This is a genomic window from Leeuwenhoekiella sp. NPDC079379, from assembly GCF_044542075.1.
Taxonomy (GTDB): Bacteria; Bacteroidota; Bacteroidia; order Flavobacteriales; family Flavobacteriaceae; genus Leeuwenhoekiella.
Window position 1 is genome coordinate 149,098 of the sequence record NZ_JBITTU010000001.1, and the last position, 16,632, is coordinate 165,729.

The 16,632-nt window shown below is 35.5% G+C and carries 16 protein-coding genes and 1 tRNA gene; 9 read left to right on the forward strand and 8 right to left on the reverse strand.

Features of this window, described 5'->3' with window-relative positions; translation table 11 throughout:
• The first annotated feature begins 8 nt into the window (after positions 1–8).
• The 5 genes from ACIGAM_RS00565 (at position 9) to ACIGAM_RS00585 (ending at position 4,927) form a co-directional block, all read left to right on the forward strand.
• Positions 9–1,271 (forward strand): hypothetical protein, encoded by a 1,263-nt coding sequence (locus ACIGAM_RS00565; RefSeq protein WP_396509535.1) that lies wholly within the window; start codon positions 9–11, stop codon positions 1,269–1,271.
• Between the two features lie 262 nt (positions 1,272–1,533).
• Positions 1,534–2,850 (forward strand): tyrosine-type recombinase/integrase, encoded by a 1,317-nt coding sequence (locus tag ACIGAM_RS00570; RefSeq protein ID WP_396509536.1) that lies wholly within the window; start codon positions 1,534–1,536, stop codon positions 2,848–2,850.
• A gap of 379 nt (positions 2,851–3,229) precedes the next feature.
• Positions 3,230–3,460, forward strand: a complete 231-nt coding sequence (locus ACIGAM_RS00575; RefSeq protein WP_396509537.1) for a helix-turn-helix domain-containing protein — start codon at positions 3,230–3,232, stop codon at positions 3,458–3,460.
• A 52-nt stretch (positions 3,461–3,512) separates the two neighbouring features.
• The gene (locus ACIGAM_RS00580; protein WP_396509538.1) at positions 3,513–3,899 is read left to right on the forward strand and encodes a hypothetical protein; all 387 of its coding nucleotides are present in this window, start codon (positions 3,513–3,515) and stop codon (positions 3,897–3,899) included.
• Between the two features lie 98 nt (positions 3,900–3,997).
• The gene (locus ACIGAM_RS00585; protein WP_396509539.1) at positions 3,998–4,927 is read left to right on the forward strand and encodes a hypothetical protein; all 930 of its coding nucleotides are present in this window, start codon (positions 3,998–4,000) and stop codon (positions 4,925–4,927) included.
• Positions 4,928–5,329: 402 nt separating this feature from the next.
• Here the strand turns inward: ACIGAM_RS00585 and ACIGAM_RS00590 are convergent, their stop codons facing one another.
• From ACIGAM_RS00590 to ACIGAM_RS00605, 4 genes are all read right to left on the reverse strand, one after another.
• Positions 5,330–5,566 (reverse strand): hypothetical protein, encoded by a 237-nt coding sequence (locus ACIGAM_RS00590; RefSeq protein WP_396509540.1) that lies wholly within the window; start codon positions 5,564–5,566, stop codon positions 5,330–5,332.
• A 2-nt stretch (positions 5,567–5,568) separates the two neighbouring features.
• Positions 5,569–5,925: a hypothetical protein gene (locus tag ACIGAM_RS00595; RefSeq protein ID WP_396509541.1), complete on the reverse strand. Its 357-nt coding sequence runs from the start codon at positions 5,923–5,925 to the stop codon at positions 5,569–5,571.
• 255 nt (positions 5,926–6,180) lie between these two features.
• Positions 6,181–6,262, reverse strand: a tRNA-Leu gene (locus tag ACIGAM_RS00600).
• Entirely contained in the window at positions 6,241–6,363 is a 123-nt protein-coding gene (locus ACIGAM_RS00605; RefSeq protein WP_396509542.1) for a hypothetical protein, read from the reverse strand. Before ACIGAM_RS00605 ends, ACIGAM_RS00600 begins: the two co-directional genes overlap by 22 nt.
• A 59-nt stretch (positions 6,364–6,422) precedes the next feature.
• On the opposite strand from ACIGAM_RS00605, the gene ACIGAM_RS00610 reads away from it, so the two are divergent.
• Positions 6,423–7,820 carry a dipeptidase gene (locus ACIGAM_RS00610; RefSeq protein WP_396509543.1) on the forward strand — a complete coding sequence of 466 codons (1,398 nt, stop codon included), beginning with the start codon at positions 6,423–6,425 and terminating at the stop codon, positions 7,818–7,820.
• Between the two features lie 205 nt (positions 7,821–8,025).
• Here ACIGAM_RS00610 and ACIGAM_RS00615 read toward each other — a convergent pair whose 3' ends face one another.
• On the reverse strand, positions 8,026–8,802 hold the full coding sequence (locus tag ACIGAM_RS00615; protein WP_396509544.1) for a DUF1206 domain-containing protein: 777 nt from the start codon (positions 8,800–8,802) through the stop codon (positions 8,026–8,028).
• Between the two features lie 95 nt (positions 8,803–8,897).
• A complete protein-coding gene (locus ACIGAM_RS00620) occupies positions 8,898–9,476 on the reverse strand; it encodes a PhnA domain-containing protein (protein ID WP_396509545.1) in 579 nt (192 codons plus the stop codon).
• Between the two features lie 293 nt (positions 9,477–9,769).
• Here ACIGAM_RS00620 and ACIGAM_RS00625 point away from each other — a divergent pair, with 293 nt between their 5' ends.
• Both ACIGAM_RS00625 and ACIGAM_RS00630 read left to right on the forward strand, forming a co-directional pair.
• Positions 9,770–10,141 carry a BlaI/MecI/CopY family transcriptional regulator gene (locus tag ACIGAM_RS00625; RefSeq protein ID WP_028376598.1) on the forward strand — a complete coding sequence of 124 codons (372 nt, stop codon included), beginning with the start codon at positions 9,770–9,772 and terminating at the stop codon, positions 10,139–10,141.
• 32 nt (positions 10,142–10,173) lie between these two features.
• On the forward strand, positions 10,174–12,363 hold the full coding sequence (locus ACIGAM_RS00630; protein ID WP_396509546.1) for a M56 family metallopeptidase: 2,190 nt from the start codon (positions 10,174–10,176) through the stop codon (positions 12,361–12,363).
• A 55-nt stretch (positions 12,364–12,418) separates the two neighbouring features.
• Here ACIGAM_RS00630 and ACIGAM_RS00635 read toward each other — a convergent pair whose 3' ends face one another.
• Positions 12,419–13,849, reverse strand: a complete 1,431-nt coding sequence (locus ACIGAM_RS00635; protein ID WP_396509547.1) for a cell wall anchor protein — start codon at positions 13,847–13,849, stop codon at positions 12,419–12,421.
• 208 nt (positions 13,850–14,057) lie between these two features.
• Here ACIGAM_RS00635 and ACIGAM_RS00640 point away from each other — a divergent pair, with 208 nt between their 5' ends.
• The gene (locus ACIGAM_RS00640; protein ID WP_396509548.1) at positions 14,058–15,158 is read left to right on the forward strand and encodes a DUF4407 domain-containing protein; all 1,101 of its coding nucleotides are present in this window, start codon (positions 14,058–14,060) and stop codon (positions 15,156–15,158) included.
• A gap of 222 nt (positions 15,159–15,380) precedes the next feature.
• Here ACIGAM_RS00640 and ACIGAM_RS00645 read toward each other — a convergent pair whose 3' ends face one another.
• A complete protein-coding gene (locus ACIGAM_RS00645) occupies positions 15,381–16,631 on the reverse strand; it encodes an NAD(P)/FAD-dependent oxidoreductase (protein WP_396509549.1) in 1,251 nt (416 codons plus the stop codon).
• Position 16,632 lies beyond the last annotated feature (1 nt).

The window sequence follows — 16,632 nt, forward strand, 5'->3', positions numbered from 1 at the left end:
TTTGCATTATGAAAGAACTACTCAAAGAAATAAATAGAGATATTAAAATTCTTACAGAACAAATAAAAAAGGATAGTAACGAGCTAAAGCGATATAAAGATTCCCCAGAATTTAAGACGGAACAAGAATTATTAAAACGACAGGAGTTTGACAATACAATAGATGAGTTTCAAGCTAAATCATTTTTAGTGATCCCCAGCGTTATTGGCGATTCCGGAAATCGTCCTTTAAGCAGTTATGTTAGAGGAAGTAGCGTGGGGATAAAAATTTCTGATCCTGCAGGAATAACACAACATACAATTAAGGCAAATCATACTTATGTAATTGAGACAGAACTTATAAATAAAGGTGACTTATACCTCTCATCCATTAATGTTGATTTTTTTTGCAGCCCGAAGTATAAGGAGTCAGATGTTTTATTTGAAATTACGGGTATTAGCTTTTTATTTAAGGCTCCCATTGTAAAAGGAATATTAAAAAAAGGAAGTTTAAGTATAGGAGATCATTTAAAAATCATCACAGAATCTCATACAATTTATACTCAACTTACAGGAATTACAATTCCTAACGGAACAAATCATTCCATATCAAGCAGCTCTCAGATTATTAGTCTATTTCTAGATACAGATAAATTAAAAGATCAAATTAAAAGTATAGTCTTACCGGGAGACCGTATAGTGGAAGCACCAGAATACAATACAGATCAACGTATGTTTCGATTTAGGGTCGAAGATGTATTTTCAATAACAGGTAGAGGTACTGTCGTTTCTGGGCTAGTAGAACAAGGTACATACACTTCAAATGAAAAATTAAATTTATTTACAGGAACCCAAAGTGGTGAGCGATCAAGAAATAGACTTGGCCTTCAACCTACAAGTCTAACCATAATGCGCCAGACCATTACGCATATAAAAACAGGTGATCAGGTTGGTTTTTTGTTTAGCGGTCTGAATAAAGCAACTTTTAAAAGAGGTGATATTCTCGTTAAACAATTTAGAGAAACTTTTACTGCTGCAATTAACCTAAATGACCCCCCGCAAAGTGTAAAAAACAATGAATTTTTAGGAAGTAGAACCACCTATTGTAACGGGTTTGACGCTACCATATCCTCTTTAAAATGGACAGCGCCACCACATAAAGACAGAAGTGAATATATTTTTACAGCACGAGCATATGCTACATTCCCCACAGATATGCCCCAAGATTTTGATGCATTAAACCCAAAACTTGATCGCCACGTAGCATCAAAGAAAGTAGAATGGACTGTTTAGCTTAAAAAATAAATCCAAAAAAAACCTCTTGTTTTCACAAGAGGTTTTTGCTTTGTACAGGCGGGGAGAGTAGAACCTTGACAATTTGATTCAATTTTAAAAATACCTCAACACCTATAAAACCAATATTAAGCCCTGTAAATACTAATCAAATCAAATAACCCACAATCTAATTACATTTAAACAAATGGAATAAAACAGCAAAACGGTTGACTAGATGTTGACTAGATTAATTATATTTGAATGTTCAAACTTTCAAAATATGGCAACTACTAAATTTATACTACAAGGTAAAAGTAACCCTACACCTATTTACCTAAGATTGTCACTAGGCAGGAATAACACTCCAAAGCGTAAAACAGGCTTATTCTGCAATCCTAACGACTGGAGTACTACTACAGGTCTACCTAAACAAAACAAAGCAACTAACAAAGCCTTAGCATCACAATTAAAGAATTTAGAGAATCACATTTTAGACCGATATAATTTTGAGTACCCACAAGGCGTGCAGATTACAGGCGAATGGCTAGAAAATGAAATAGATAGTTTCTTTAAACAAGGCATTAAGAAAAACGACCTTAATAAATTAACAGATTACATAGATCATTACCTAAGTTCTGCACACCTTAGAAAAAATGCAAAAGGTGGAGTTGGTCTAGGAAAAAGTAGTATTAAGAATTACAATCGGCTCAAAGGACTTATACAAGAATTTGAGAGTAAAACACCGGTTTTAATTAGAGACGTTAATTTTAAGTTTAAAGATGCCTTTTTAAAATGGATGACCGATACTAAAGGCTATGCGTTAAGTTATGCAGGGCGTAAATTAGGCAGCATTAAAACGATCTGCATAGATGCTAAAATAAACGGCATAGAAACACACAGGCAATTAGATAAAATTTCTGGCTTTAAAGTTAAGAATGAAAATATCATTTATCTTAATCCTGACGAACTACAGCAAATTGAAAATGCCACACTAGAACACCCCTATTTAGAAAATGCGCGCAAGTGGCTTTTACTAGGTTGCAGCATTGGGCAACGTGGTAACGATATGTTAAGCCTTACCGAAAATAATATAGTCCTTAGAAACGGTTTAAAATTAATAGAACTCACACAAGAAAAAACAGGTAAAAATGTTGCTATACCTGTACTACCTACAACCGAAAAAATTATAAAAGACGGTTTACCTTATAAAATTTCACTTCAAAAATTAAACGATTACATTAAAGAAGTTTGCGAGATAGCCGGTTTAACTGATTTAGTTAAAGGACAAAAAGTTGAGGTAATTGAAAAAGGTAAAGGCAATAAGCAAAAGAGAATTAAAAAAGGGCTTTATCCTAAACACGAGTTAATCACTTCACATATTTGCAGACGGTCTTTTGCAACCAATCTATACGGCAATATGCCAACGCCACTAATAATGCAAATAACCGCACACAGCACGGAAAAGACCTTTTACGGCTATATAGGTAAAAATTCCCTTGATTATGCGCAACAAATTGCGGAATACTATGCAAAACAAACAGCAAGAGAAAGTAAAGAACCTCAAATGCAGGTTATAAAAAATGCAAGTAACTTATAAATCTTGGTTATGGTAAGAGAATCGAAAACGATCAATACTAAGGTCTAAAAATTGAAAACTTGACGTTCAAAAACACTCATTTTCAACTCAGAGCAAAACTTTAACATTATTTAATTAGCGATTTTCTTATTTAGAATGATTCTAAATAGTGATTATTCAAGGCTTTGCGATCATTTTACATCAAAAACAAAGGTAATGAAATTTCTTATACTAAACCGTTATAAGTCTTAAACAATACCCATATCTTTAATAAAACAAAAAAACGCATAAGATTAACTCAACATCAATCCCATACGTTTTGTAACCTAGGAATTACAAAAGTATAAAATAGTTGAGTTGATTTTGTGCAAAATCAAATTTTAACTTAATAGTTTTTACAATGAGTCAAGTGCAGTTTATTTCTGTTACGCCTGAACAATTACAGGCGAAAATCGTTGAGGGAATTAAAGCCCAATTAGACGATTTAAAAGAGTTTTATCAACCTAAACAACCTACCGAGTACTTAACACGTGTTGAGGTGGCAGAGTTGCTTAAAATCGATTTGTCAACCGTTCACAACTGGAGTAAAAAAAACATCTTAAAGTCTCACGGTATTGGAGGTCGTGTTTAGTACATTCGTAAAGAGGTAGAAAGCGCAATCATTAATTTAAAATCTTAATGATATGGCAACGCAAATACCTAAGTACCTAAAATGCGTGTTTACTGAAATTAACGCAGGTAGATACCGGACAGTAAGACACTATAAACCAAAAGAGGGAATTACTAACAATGGGCTTTTTTCTGACCTAATTAATGTTAGTAATAACCGCGCCTTTGCAAAGTCAAATCCTGAATTTTGGGTCAAATGCAAGAAAGGTAAAAAGTGGGATTACCCATTGACAGGGCTTTTTAAAACTGAAATAGATAACGTATTTAAAGGCGATCTATACCACAAAGCCCACCTACTAATAATGCACTTTAGTAGTGACTACACAACTATAACGGCTTACCTATTCCCTGACTTCTACACGCGGAATCTAGAGCCTTTACTCTCTCAAATAATACATTAATCATAAATAGAAAAAAGGGGCATAAAAACCCCTTTTCTATTGTTCAAACGGTAGGCAATTCGGCAACGCCTTACCTATCGTAAATATACGATTTTCAAATGATAGATTTTTTAAAAATCTGGATTTATGACATACGACAAATTGAAATATTATATACTAGTCCGTTATTGGTTTGGAGTGGAAAAAATGAAAAACTTTTACCTGATCTGGAAAGTATCAAAACCGTTGTAACTAAGACCTATGAGGGTATAATATTTAATTTTGATTGTGATAAACTAGAAATCCTATTCAAACCACATTATTATTTTAATGGCAATAAACACAACGCCAATGATTTTACTATAAAAGACTTTTTATATACTCTAAATTACTTTCAACAAATTTTAAACTTAGACTTAAACCTATGCTTCATTATGAATATAGAATTTGGGGTAAATATTATATCCCCGATATGTATTAAAGACCTTATTAATTATATAAAGTATCATTTGAAAAATGAGTTTTTATGCAATGCTGGATTGAGTTATAGTAAGTTTTCGACATCAACTAATAAAAAAGGTATATTGAATGTATATAAGATTATTAAAGCCTACGCCCAAGGCCTACAACACCCTAAATACTGTGACATAAATACTTTTAGGTTTGAAATAAAAAGCAATAGAACAGACTATATACAGTCCACCTTAGGCGTAAATACTTTACAGGATTTAACTATTTTAGACCCTTTTTTAAAAATGAAAAGTAAAATTATTGAAGAGTTTGAGAATGTTTTAATCTTAGATATTTTTGCAAATCCTATTTTAAATTTAACTGAACAAAAAAAGTTTGAAAAATTACTAAACTGTGATAGTTGGTATCACTTTAAACAGCATAAAGACCGGAATAAATTCTCTAAAAACAAAAAAATATACCTCAACTTAATAGCCAGAGATAATAACAACTTACACCTTACTATTTTAAATTCGATTAAAGATAAACTTTGTTTTTTAACAAAAGGTGCAATTTTAAGCCCCCCTATTAAAAGTTAGAAATGGTGCAATTTTGAGTATATATATAGGTTAAATACGCACCTATATTAAACACTCAAAAGAAAACAGGAACAATACGCGCGCGAGGCTTTAAGAATACCTAAGAATACCTAAGGTTAAAATAACTAATCGGAACAATCGGACGAAGCAAAAAGGTAATTAAACCCTAACAATACCTAACGAATTTTACAAAATAAAAAGTAAAGCAATACGCGCGCGCGAAAGATTTTATTGAGGTCACTACACGCGCACAAGGTTTTTTGATAGTCTATACACATACACGAGAAGCAAATCAAACCTAGCCTCATCAATTCTTACTCTTACAAATGTATTGCGACACTAAATTGTAATTAATATTCAGACATCATACACGCGAACAGCGAACAGAAAAAAATGCAAAGTTTAAAACATCACACCTAAACCGCCCAAAGCAAAAATTAAGATTACACAGAGTATTGGTATTGCGATAAGCCACCAAACCAGAGAGGAAGTATTTGACCTGATTTTTTCTAGTTTCTCAATCTGGAGCATTTGAGCATATAGAATTTCTTTTAGTGTTTCACTATCGGTATGCTCACCATATTTGTCTAAAAAATTAAGACGTTTTGCAGACATTTTTTCTTCAACCATATTTTTCATAACTAATTTTCTATAAATTGAACATCGAAATATTCTACACTTTCTAATTCTTTTGGGTCTTTATTTATTTTGAATAAAACAGATTGACCAGATCTAAAATAGTCACCTTGATTAATATGCGCCTTTGCATCGCCAATAATATCATTTTCAGAATTAAGGTACTTAACTTTAATGTAGCCTTTAATTTCCTTATTGGCTATATTTCTAACACTACCATTAATCGACCACAAAAACTTACTATCCTTAACTACAGTAATTGGTGAAATATCAACAACCATTTTTTTATTTAATCTCTTTGGAGCATCTACACAAGAATTAAACAAAAAAGGAATAAATAAAATTAGTATTAGTTTATTCATAACTAGTTAATTTCCTGCATCTAAAATATGGTTTTTTTTAAATGAATTCTCTTACATTATAAAAAGACTTAATTATAACGTGTAGTTTTTAATACGATAAGTAAGAGAAGTTTTTCACACCTATAAAAAAGGGGTTTTCTTACATTATAAAAACCAGGAGTACCTCTTTTGGGTTATGGTTGACTAAATGTTGACTAGGTAAAAAATAAAAAAAGCCTAACAAACTAATAAATAGTAAGTTAGGCTTATTCGTTGTACAGGCGGGGAGACTCGAACTCCCACACCTTGCGGCACTAGATCCTAAGTCTAGCGTGTCTACCAATTCCACCACGCCTGCATACTACTTTTAACATACTTAGGACTTCTGCTAAAAGCTTGCACTTCCATATCTGAAAATGCGAGTGCAAATATAGTAAAGATTTTTGATATGAAAATCATTTTTTGAGAGAAATTTCACATTCCAATTCTTATTTTTACGACAATACGATTTTAAAACTATGAAAGACACTAAGAACTACGTAGATACCCATCAAACACGTTTTTTAAACGAACTTATAGAATTATTAAAAATACCTTCTATCAGTGCAGATAAAGCCTACAGAGATGATGTTTTTAATACCGCAGATGCAGTTGCAGAACGATTAAAGGAGGCAGGTTGTGATACCGTAGAGGTTTGCGAAACACCGGGATACCCCATTGTATATGGAGAAAAAATTATAGATCGAAGCCTGCCAACAATCTTAGTTTACGGGCATTATGACGTGCAACCACCAGATCCCTTAGATTTATGGGACAGTGCTCCCTTTGAGCCGATAATCAAAAAAACAGATTTACATCCTGAAGGTGCCATCTTCGCTCGCGGCGCCTGCGACGATAAAGGTCAGATGTATATGCACGTAAAGGCCCTCGAGTATATGACTCAAAATGACGACCTGCCGTGCAACGTTAAGTTTATGATAGAAGGTGAGGAAGAAGTGGGCAGCGAGAACTTAGGTTGGTTTATATCACGCAATCAGGCAAAACTGGCTAACGATGTGATTCTTATATCAGATACGGGTATGATCGCAAAGGACGTTCCTAGTATAACGACAGGCTTACGCGGACTCAGCTATGTAGAAGTTGAAGTTACCGGTCCTAACCGTGATTTGCATAGCGGACTTTATGGTGGTGCTGTTGCAAACCCAATCAATATATTGACTAAAATGATTGCATCACTTCATGACGAAAACAACCACATCACCATTCCCGGTTTTTATGACGCCGTAGAAGAGCTAAGCACTGAAGAACGCGCTAAAATGGCCGAAGCTCCATTTTCTCTAGAGAATTATCAGAATGCCTTGAATATCGATTCTGTTTACGGCGAAAAAGGATATTCTACAAACGAGCGCAACAGCATACGCCCTACCCTTGATGTAAATGGAATTTGGGGCGGTTACATTGGCGAAGGTGCAAAAACGGTTATCGCAAGCAAAGCGTATGCTAAAATAAGTATGCGACTTGTACCCGATCAAGATTGGAAGGAAATTACCCAATTGTTTAAAAATCACTTTGAAAGTATCGCACCTGCAGGTGTTCGCGTTAAAGTAACACCGCACCACGGCGGGCAGGCATATGTGACTCCCATAGATCATATAGGTTACAAAGCAGCAGAGAAAGCTTATGAAAATACTTTTGGTAAAACGCCGATACCACAACGCAGCGGCGGTAGTATTCCTATTGTAGCTCTTTTTGAAAAAGAACTCGACAGTAAAACAATTCTTATGGGATTTGGTTTAGACAGTGATGCCATACACTCGCCTAACGAACATTTTGGAGTTTGGAATTTTCTAAAAGGAATTGAGACTATTCCACATTTTTATCATGAGTTTACCAGGTTAAAAATCGCAGAAAAATAAAGTTAAGAATAAGGGCATGACCCCGCAAAATAGCGGGGTCGGGCTTTACGCTCTATCTTTTTTTCAGCTTAAAAAGCCTCAAAAAAGGATGCCGCTGCAATCCCTCACGCAGGTATTGTATCTATCAAACACCACTATTTTAAATAAATAAAACCCATAGCACATTGCGTCTATGGGTTTTTAAATTTTATCGATTAAGGCTTAATTAATTGAGTTTAATTTGAGCATACCTCGCCTGAATAAACATAAATACAGCGTAAGCGACAAGTCCCAGCGCTACAACACCCATAGCTACAGCTCCTAGAGTATCTTGTAAAAAGTCAAAAGCAGCAACTTTTCCTCCAGATGAGCCTCCACTGCCTATAGCCACTTTAAACAATAAAAAAGCTACAATGCCTGAAACAATACCTCTGGCAGTAAATCCTATTTCCCCGGCTCTAATCAATACTTTCTTTCCTTTTGGCCCCAGATTACTTTCATTAACGTCATCTCTAAACTTCCCGGAATAGGCTTTATAGGTTTGAAATATTGCTTTTCCCGCAATACATAGGGCTACAAAACTTAATAAATAAGGTCCATAAGACTTTGACATTAAAGTCGTAATCATAGAATCACTTCCAGAACCCGAACTGCCCGCAACAACCATCTTAACTGCCGTTAAACCCAGAGCTCCATAAAATATACCGCTTATAATATAACCTGAACGTTTTACAAAACCTTTTAACTCACTCCAGGAATCACCACTACCTTTTAATGCTTCATACCATCTATAAAAGGTATAACCAAACAAGCCTATTCCTAAAATAACGAGTAGCACTTTACCAAAAGGTTGCTCTCGTAAAAATTGCAATGCATTCTGTTGTCCGCTTTTTGAACCTCCCAGATTAAAAGCTGCCATCGCTGTAAGCATACCTATTATAGCATATACCATACCTTTTGCTACCATGCCAAACCGGGCTAGTTTTTCCTTTTTAGAATTCATTATTGAGTTAATTGGTTAGTTTCTGAAAAAGTAGAAATAACCGCTGCTTATTACTCCCAACTAGATGTTATATTAAACCAAAGGCTTTATTAAATTTAAATTTTCTTCACGTAGTCTGTAATCAAAACAATCTGCTGACCATCTACTTTACCTTCTATGTATTTATCATTCTCGTGATCTAATGATATACGGCGTACCGCAGTACCCTGTTTAGCAACCATACTGCTGCCTTTTACCTTTAGATCTTTGATTAATACTACAGAATCACCTGCTGCCAGAATAACACCATTACTATCGCGGTGTATAAGTCCTTTTGAAGAATCATCTGCAATACCGGCCTTTGCCCACTCTTTAACATCTTCTTCCATATACATCATATCGAGCAGGTCCTGAGGCCAGCCCTGACCTTTTAATTGATTAAGCATACGGTAGGCTACCACCTGCACAGCAGGAACCTGGCTCCACATACTATCGTTAAGACAACGCCAATGGTTAGCTTCTACTAGTTCTGCATCTTGCAATTGTGTTCTGCAGGTTCCGCAGGCAAAAATATGTGTGTCTGCTGTAGCATTATCTGGAGAATCAGGAACTGCGTATATATCTAAATCGGTACTACTGTTGCATAATTCGCATACATTACTACTACGATCTCTTAAGTCTTGTTCTAGGCTCATTGTTATTTTATTTAGAACGCAAAGATAGATTTATAGATAAGGTAGCGTCACTTAAAACGCAATCATCGTTAAGCCTGAAGCCTATTTTCTCTTTAATGCGATAGGGATTGAGGCTTTGTTGAAGCTCTTTTTGCCTTTTGCAAAAAAGCGACTGCCGAAAGCTCGGTTTTATTCGGGCTTTTTCTGGCCCGTATAAAAATTGCCAAAAATTAAATATAAAAAAGTTTTGCTCTACGCTTGTAGAATTGAAATTTATTTCTACATTTGTAGAACACACTCTCAATTTGTAGAATATGACACTTTCTAATGCCGAAGAACAATTAATGCAACTGCTCTGGAAACAGGAAAAAGCGTTTATGAAAGATCTTATAGATGCGTATCCTGATCCTAAGCCAGCGACCACAACAATCGCAACGCTATTGAAACGGATGCAAGACAAAAATTTTGTTGACTATGTGCAATACGGGCGATCACGAGAATATTTTCCGTTAGTGCGCAAAAAAGATTATTTCTCAAAACAAGTAAATGGGATGATTAAAAATTTCTTCAACGACTCTGCGGCGCAGTTTGCTTCGTTTTTTACAAAAGAAACCGATTTGTCCCAGCAAGAACTTGAAGATCTTAAAAAACTGATTGATGAACGCCTAAAAACAGAGAAAAAATGATAGCCTATGTTTTAAAATCGGTATTGTGTTTAATGATTCTCTGGGGCTTTTACAAAATCACTCTTGAGCAACAAGCCGCACACCAGTTTAAACGTTTTTATTTATTAGGAAGTCTGGTTTTAGCGCTTGCTCTGCCCTTAATCACCTTGAACTACAGTGTAGCAGTTGAACCGCAACAGGCAGTTGAGCAGGTAGCATTTGATACTATCGCAGTTACAGACGAAGTTAATACATCGATTGAAGAAACTATACATTGGATACCTATACTAATAGGCTCAATTTACGCGGCAGGTGTATTGCTTTTTGGCTTTAGATTCTTAGGTAATCTATATCGCCTACGCCAAAAAGTAACTCACAATGAGCGCGTAAAATCTAAATCGCATATCAATGTGCTCCTTCTTGAAAAGATAGTCCCACACTCGTTCTTAAGCTATATTTTCTTGCCCAAAAATGACTTTAAAAACAATGCGATCGCCCCAGAAGTTTTGGCCCACGAGCAGGCACACGTCACGCAAAAACATAGTTGGGATATTCTTTTTATTGAATTCCTACAGGTGGTATTTTGGTTTAATCCGCTGTTGATTTTACTTAAAAAAAGCATTGCTTTGAATCACGAGTTTCTAGCCGATAGTGCTGCGCTATCTCAAAATAAAAATTTAGAAAATTATACTAATCTTTTATTCACCTATTCGGGTGGTAGTCATCATACCGCGTTATCAAGCCCGATTAATTATTCATTAACTAAAAAACGAATCATTATGTTATCAAAAACCCGTTCGGTCAAAAAACTGGCCACCCGTCTCGCACTCTTTGTGCCCGTGCTCGCCTGCTGTATTTATCTTTTTAATCAGGAAATTGTGGCGAAGCCTGTTTCTGTAAATATTGATAAGCAAACTGATTTATTGAATACACAGACAAATTCTGATTCATTAGCCTTAGAATATTACAATACTTCCTCTAAAAAAAGTAATCTTCTATTAAAGAAATTTATTGCTGATAATTTAATTGATCATTCAAGTGACGATTCAATAGCAACAAAAAAAATTACCGGTAGATTTAAAGGTGAAACATTCAACGGTAAAAATCCTACTAAATCACAAATAGACCGTTGGATTAAAGATGGTTTTAAATTAAGTATAAATTCAAAAATTAGTTCCCCAGAAGATTTAAATAAATACAAAGCTTCTGATTTCGAAATTTATAGTGGCGTAAAAACAGTTGACACGGTAACCGGGAAAATGGTAAATGCATATGTTAACCTGTTTACTAACAAATATTATGAGGATGTAAATCGTAAAAGAATTCAAAGCAAAAATCCAGATTCATTAGCTTTTGAATATTACAAAGCCTCTTCTAAAAAACAAGTTTTACTTGATACAGTTCGACACCAGGAATACCCCACTTTAAAAATACGTGTTGAAGATGAATCGGTATGGGTAAATGGTGAGTCTACTTCCATAGAAAATTTTGCTCAAACGATTAACATGATTACCAAAGACTGGAGCAAAAGTGATATGATGAATTATTCACTACAACTCAAATCTCAAAACGGTGTAGATAAATTTGTAGGGAAACTTACGGGTGAATTCAAAAAGACCAATATTTATAAAACCAATCCTTCGCGACAATTAATTCCGCCTCCACCACCGCCAGCTCCGGCTGTGCCTGAGGGTCAGCTTCCTCCGCCACCGCCACCGCCATTACCAGCAGATCCTGTATATTCTAATGCAAAAGAAGAAGTATTTGAAATAGAGGTGTTTGATGTTATTAGCATTGATATTGACAAAGACAATCAAGTCTTTATTAACAACATTAAGATTGATGAAAACAATATTGAAGAAGCATTGAATAAATACAATACAAGGACATCAAAAGAAGAAAGAGAACAATTTTTAGATGTCAAAATTAAAGTTGATCCAGATATTAAAATGGGTATTTTAACTGACGTTAAAAGTGCACTTCGCTCGTATGGCATAAAAAAAATAAGTATTACTTCTGAGCCAGTTAATTTTAATAAATCTAAAGTTCAAAAACCTACTCAAGAACAAACACCTGTAGCGATGATTAATACGCTAAAAGAAAATAACGGAACTGCTTACTACAACGGTAAAAAGATTTCTTATGAAGCGGCGCTTTCCCTTATGAATAAGAAAAAAGATTTACAAATACTCCTCAATGAAAATAAAGGAAAAGGAACTCCTGATCTAATCATAAAAGATTAATTAAATAGAAAAGGGTCAAATAAGCTTATCTTATTTGACCCTTTTTTCTTTAACCCTACTTAATAGAAACGTTTTCTGAGAAAACAATTAAATCATCAGCACCAGTACCGGTTAGCCTACGTACAAAAACTTCTATATAATCATCAGCCTCTAAGTTTACTACACTAGATAAACTTACATTTTGTATTTGTGTATTGCTATCTATGTAAACTACTGCATTAGATTCTGTTATTAAAGTTCCATTTTTGGCGAATAAGAAAGCATAAAAATTAGTTGCAGCATCTGTAACACGTACAGACAGTGATGCAGTCAATTGAAAATTACGGCCTTTTCTTCCGGTATAGGTAAGACGATTGTCACCTCCACTAGCTGTAAACCTAAAAAGGTTTTGAGCAGCAAAAGCACCGTTTCCCTGTATTTCTGCAGCAGTACCATCAGATATAGACTGTGTAAATCCAGTAGTTAAACCACTCGTAGAATAAAAATTAGCTGATGCATTGCCATCTGTTTCAACAGGTATTCCTTCACAATTTACATCCCATTTTATGGAAAAGTTATATCCGGGAAATGTATTTGCAGCTGTATAACCATTTACTAAAGTCCCTGCCCCCACAAAACTCAAACCACTCAACAAACCCGAATTAACTATAGTAGGATTAGAACTTACATTTAATCCGGTCTCCCCGGCATCTGCCACAATACGTCCATTTGCCATTTGCAGGTTGTCAAATGCCCCTGTTAAGGTCATAAACGTGCCTTGATTAGTATCTGTCCAGAATGTGTTACTCATAAAAAACGATTCGATACCCGATACTGTAAAACCGGTAGTATTACCCACATACTGGGAAACATTAAAAAATACAAGGTTTAATCCGGTTAATGTTCCCAATGATGATGCCCCAGAAAATATGGTATTATTCACTACCAAAACACCACCCGTCATATTAAAAACCTGACGATTACCACCACTAATTGTAAGATTTCGAATACTACCTCCGCCACTACCATTAAATAGCGAACCTCCTGATGCATTTACTAGAATATCGCTTCCAGAATCTACTCCTTCTACATATGCACCATTTAAATTAATAGGGAAATTAATAGGTATGATTCCGTTGATCTCATATAGAAAATTGGTGTTTAGTAAATACTGAGTTCCTCCACCTGCTGCAAGTTCGTCAGACAAATCTGCAACACTTTTAACCAATTTGTAATTATCTCTTTTGACCGCACCGGCAAGCTCTACCCAAACGGTTCCGTCGTTATAATAATAACTATTTGTTTCAGTATTAAAAATCGTAAGACCCTTTACCGGCGAGGCTATAGAATTCATTTGTGCTGTAGTCATTCGAGGCAGCAGCACACCACGTGTCGATGAAGTAACATCAAGTATACTTGAAGCATCTGGAGATGTTATTCCTATACCTACCTGTGCAAAAACTATAGCAGGTAATATAAATAATAAGAAGCGTAGATTTTTAAGCATAAAATAGGGATTTCAAACATTAATTGCGTGTAAAATTACAGTCAAATACTGCCCAATTACTTATATTAACGATGATTAACTCCTTATCTATGGTAGATGGTATATTTATACAAGTTAAATAGTACAAATACTATAACCGTGTAAAAACTACACTATACTAAATAATTCTATATTACGTTCTATTAAAATTCATCAAATCAAAATACCCATGTTAAAAAAAATTTTTATTCTTTGTTCTGGAGCAGATCACGCTCTTTTAGAAACCTGCGCTCCCGGTGAGCAAAATAAATATGCAGGTATAGGTGCTACTGTTTTTTTTACGGCACTTATGGCTTTTGTAGCCTCTGCTTATGCATTATTTACTGTTTTTGATTCTATTCCCATAGCGGTAGGATTTGGATTTATTTGGGGACTATTAATTTTTAATCTTGACCGTTTTATCGTTTCTACAATTAAAAAGCGAGACAGCTTTATAGACGAATTTTTACAGGCATTACCCCGCCTTATTCTCGCGCTCATAATCGCAATAGTCATTTCAAAACCACTCGAATTAAAGATTTTTGAAAAAGAAATTGATCGGGTTCTTTTAGAACAAAAAAATGATTTAACCCTTGCTAATCAGGTTCAAATTGCAGATCAATTTACCCCTGCGCTAGCCTTATTAGATTCTGAAATTACCGAACTAAAAAATGCGATTACTACAAAAGAAGCCGAAGTAAATACTCTTTACAATACGTATATCGCAGAAGCGGAAGGAACCTCAGGAACAAACCGCCTGGGAAAAGGGCCGGTTTACAAAGAAAAAAGAGAGAAACACGATGCCGCTTTAGCTGAATTAGCAAAACTTAAAGAAACTAACGCTGCTAAAATTGCGGCACTAGAAATTGAAAAAGCAGACCTGGCCACTACCTACGAAACCCGCGTAGCCGAAACACAACCTATTATTGACAATTTTGACGGTCTAATGGCGCGTATTGAAGCTTTAGAAGAATTACCCTGGATTCCCTCTTTCTTTATCTTTCTACTCTTTCTGGCTATTGAAACGACTCCTATATTCGCTAAGTTAATCTCACCAAAAGGAGAATACGATTTAAAACTGGCAGATGCAGAGGGCGAACTCAAAGCCTGGGTGACTCAAAAAGCGAATCAACGTAAAAATTTAATTGACGCAGATAATGTGGTCAACGATAAAGTATATGGCGATCTGGCTCAAGAAGATGAACTCTACAATTACAAAAAGAAAATGGCCCGCGACCTGATGCAAAAACAACAGGATGCCTTTTATAAAAGACAGAGTAAGTTACTTTAGGTCTTCATAAAAACAGTGCTGATGCGATGGTGAAACACGTTCAGCTTGATTTTAAAACTTCTTTCTTAAATTACTGAAGGATGACGCCTTGGGATGAATGCAAATTCTCGATATAAATTTGAACCTGCTACCGCTGTTCAAATTCACTCGAAGTGACATCATTAATGGCTGTCAGTTCGAGTATTTCCACAATACCATAGCATTGTGGAAATGTATCGAGAACTAAAACTTACGGTCCGGATTGTATACATTTAAATCTAACCACGGTTTTTTACCATTGATGATTTCAGAAACCAGTAATCCCGTGGCGGGACCGAGGCTCCAGCCCATCATCGCATGACCGGTGGCGAGGGTAAGGTTCTCCCATTTTGAAGTTTTACCTATATACGGCAAACCATCTGGAGTTACCGGTCGTAAACCGCACTGCGCTTCAGCCTTTTCTTGTTTTGTAATAGAAATATTATTAAAATATCTAGGCACCGCTTCTGCTATGGCTTCAACACGGGCCTTATTGATGTTGTGATTAATTCCTGCGATTTCCATCGTACCGGCATAACGGGTAAAACCGTTCATTGGCGTTATGGCAACTTTGGCTTCACAAAGTATAGATGGTAATGTAATACCGGTTTCTGATGTAGAGTTAATGCGATAGCCTTTACCGGCCTGCATTAAAATATTTAAGTTTAGTTTTTTGTTTAAAGACCCCGCCCAGGCGCCTGTAGCGAGGATGACCTCATCTGCTGATATCGTTTTACCCGATTCTGTTTTGACTTGCGTTATCTTTTTACCGTTAAATTCAAAATCAATTACCTTTTCATTTTTTAAAAAAGTAACACCTTTGTTTAGAAGCAAAGTTTGTAGTTCTGCCATAAATTCTCCAGGTGTGGTATGTTGATCACACTCGTAGTAGGCGGCTCCTTTAATATTCAATTGTGCATTAGGCATTTTTTGCTGTACTTCTTCCGCAGACAGCATTTTTGCAGGCAAACCCTCTTGCGTTGCTAAACCAAGTATATGAGCTTCTTCATCTAGCATATGATCTGTTTGACACAGCATCAGCAAGCCTTTTTTTTCTAATTGAAACCCAAAATTTTCAGTCTCCCTTATATCTGAATATAAATCCCTAGACAATAAATTAATAGCCTTAATTGCAGGTATTGCCTTAGCTACATTAGCTTTTGAACAGGATTTATTAAATGCTACAGACCATTTTAAAAATTCAGAATTGAGTCGCGGCTTTATGTACAACGGACTTTTACTGCTAAACATCCATTTTAGGCCTTGCTTCATCGCTCCCGGTGCTGCAAGCGGCATAATATGACTCGGCGTGAGATATCCGGCATTTACATACGACGCTCCGCCATTCATTGCACTTTGATCAATAATAGTAACCTTGTGACCTGATTTCTGCAGATAGTATGCACATGACAATCCTATAATTCCGCCACCTATAACCACACAATCTTTACCCATA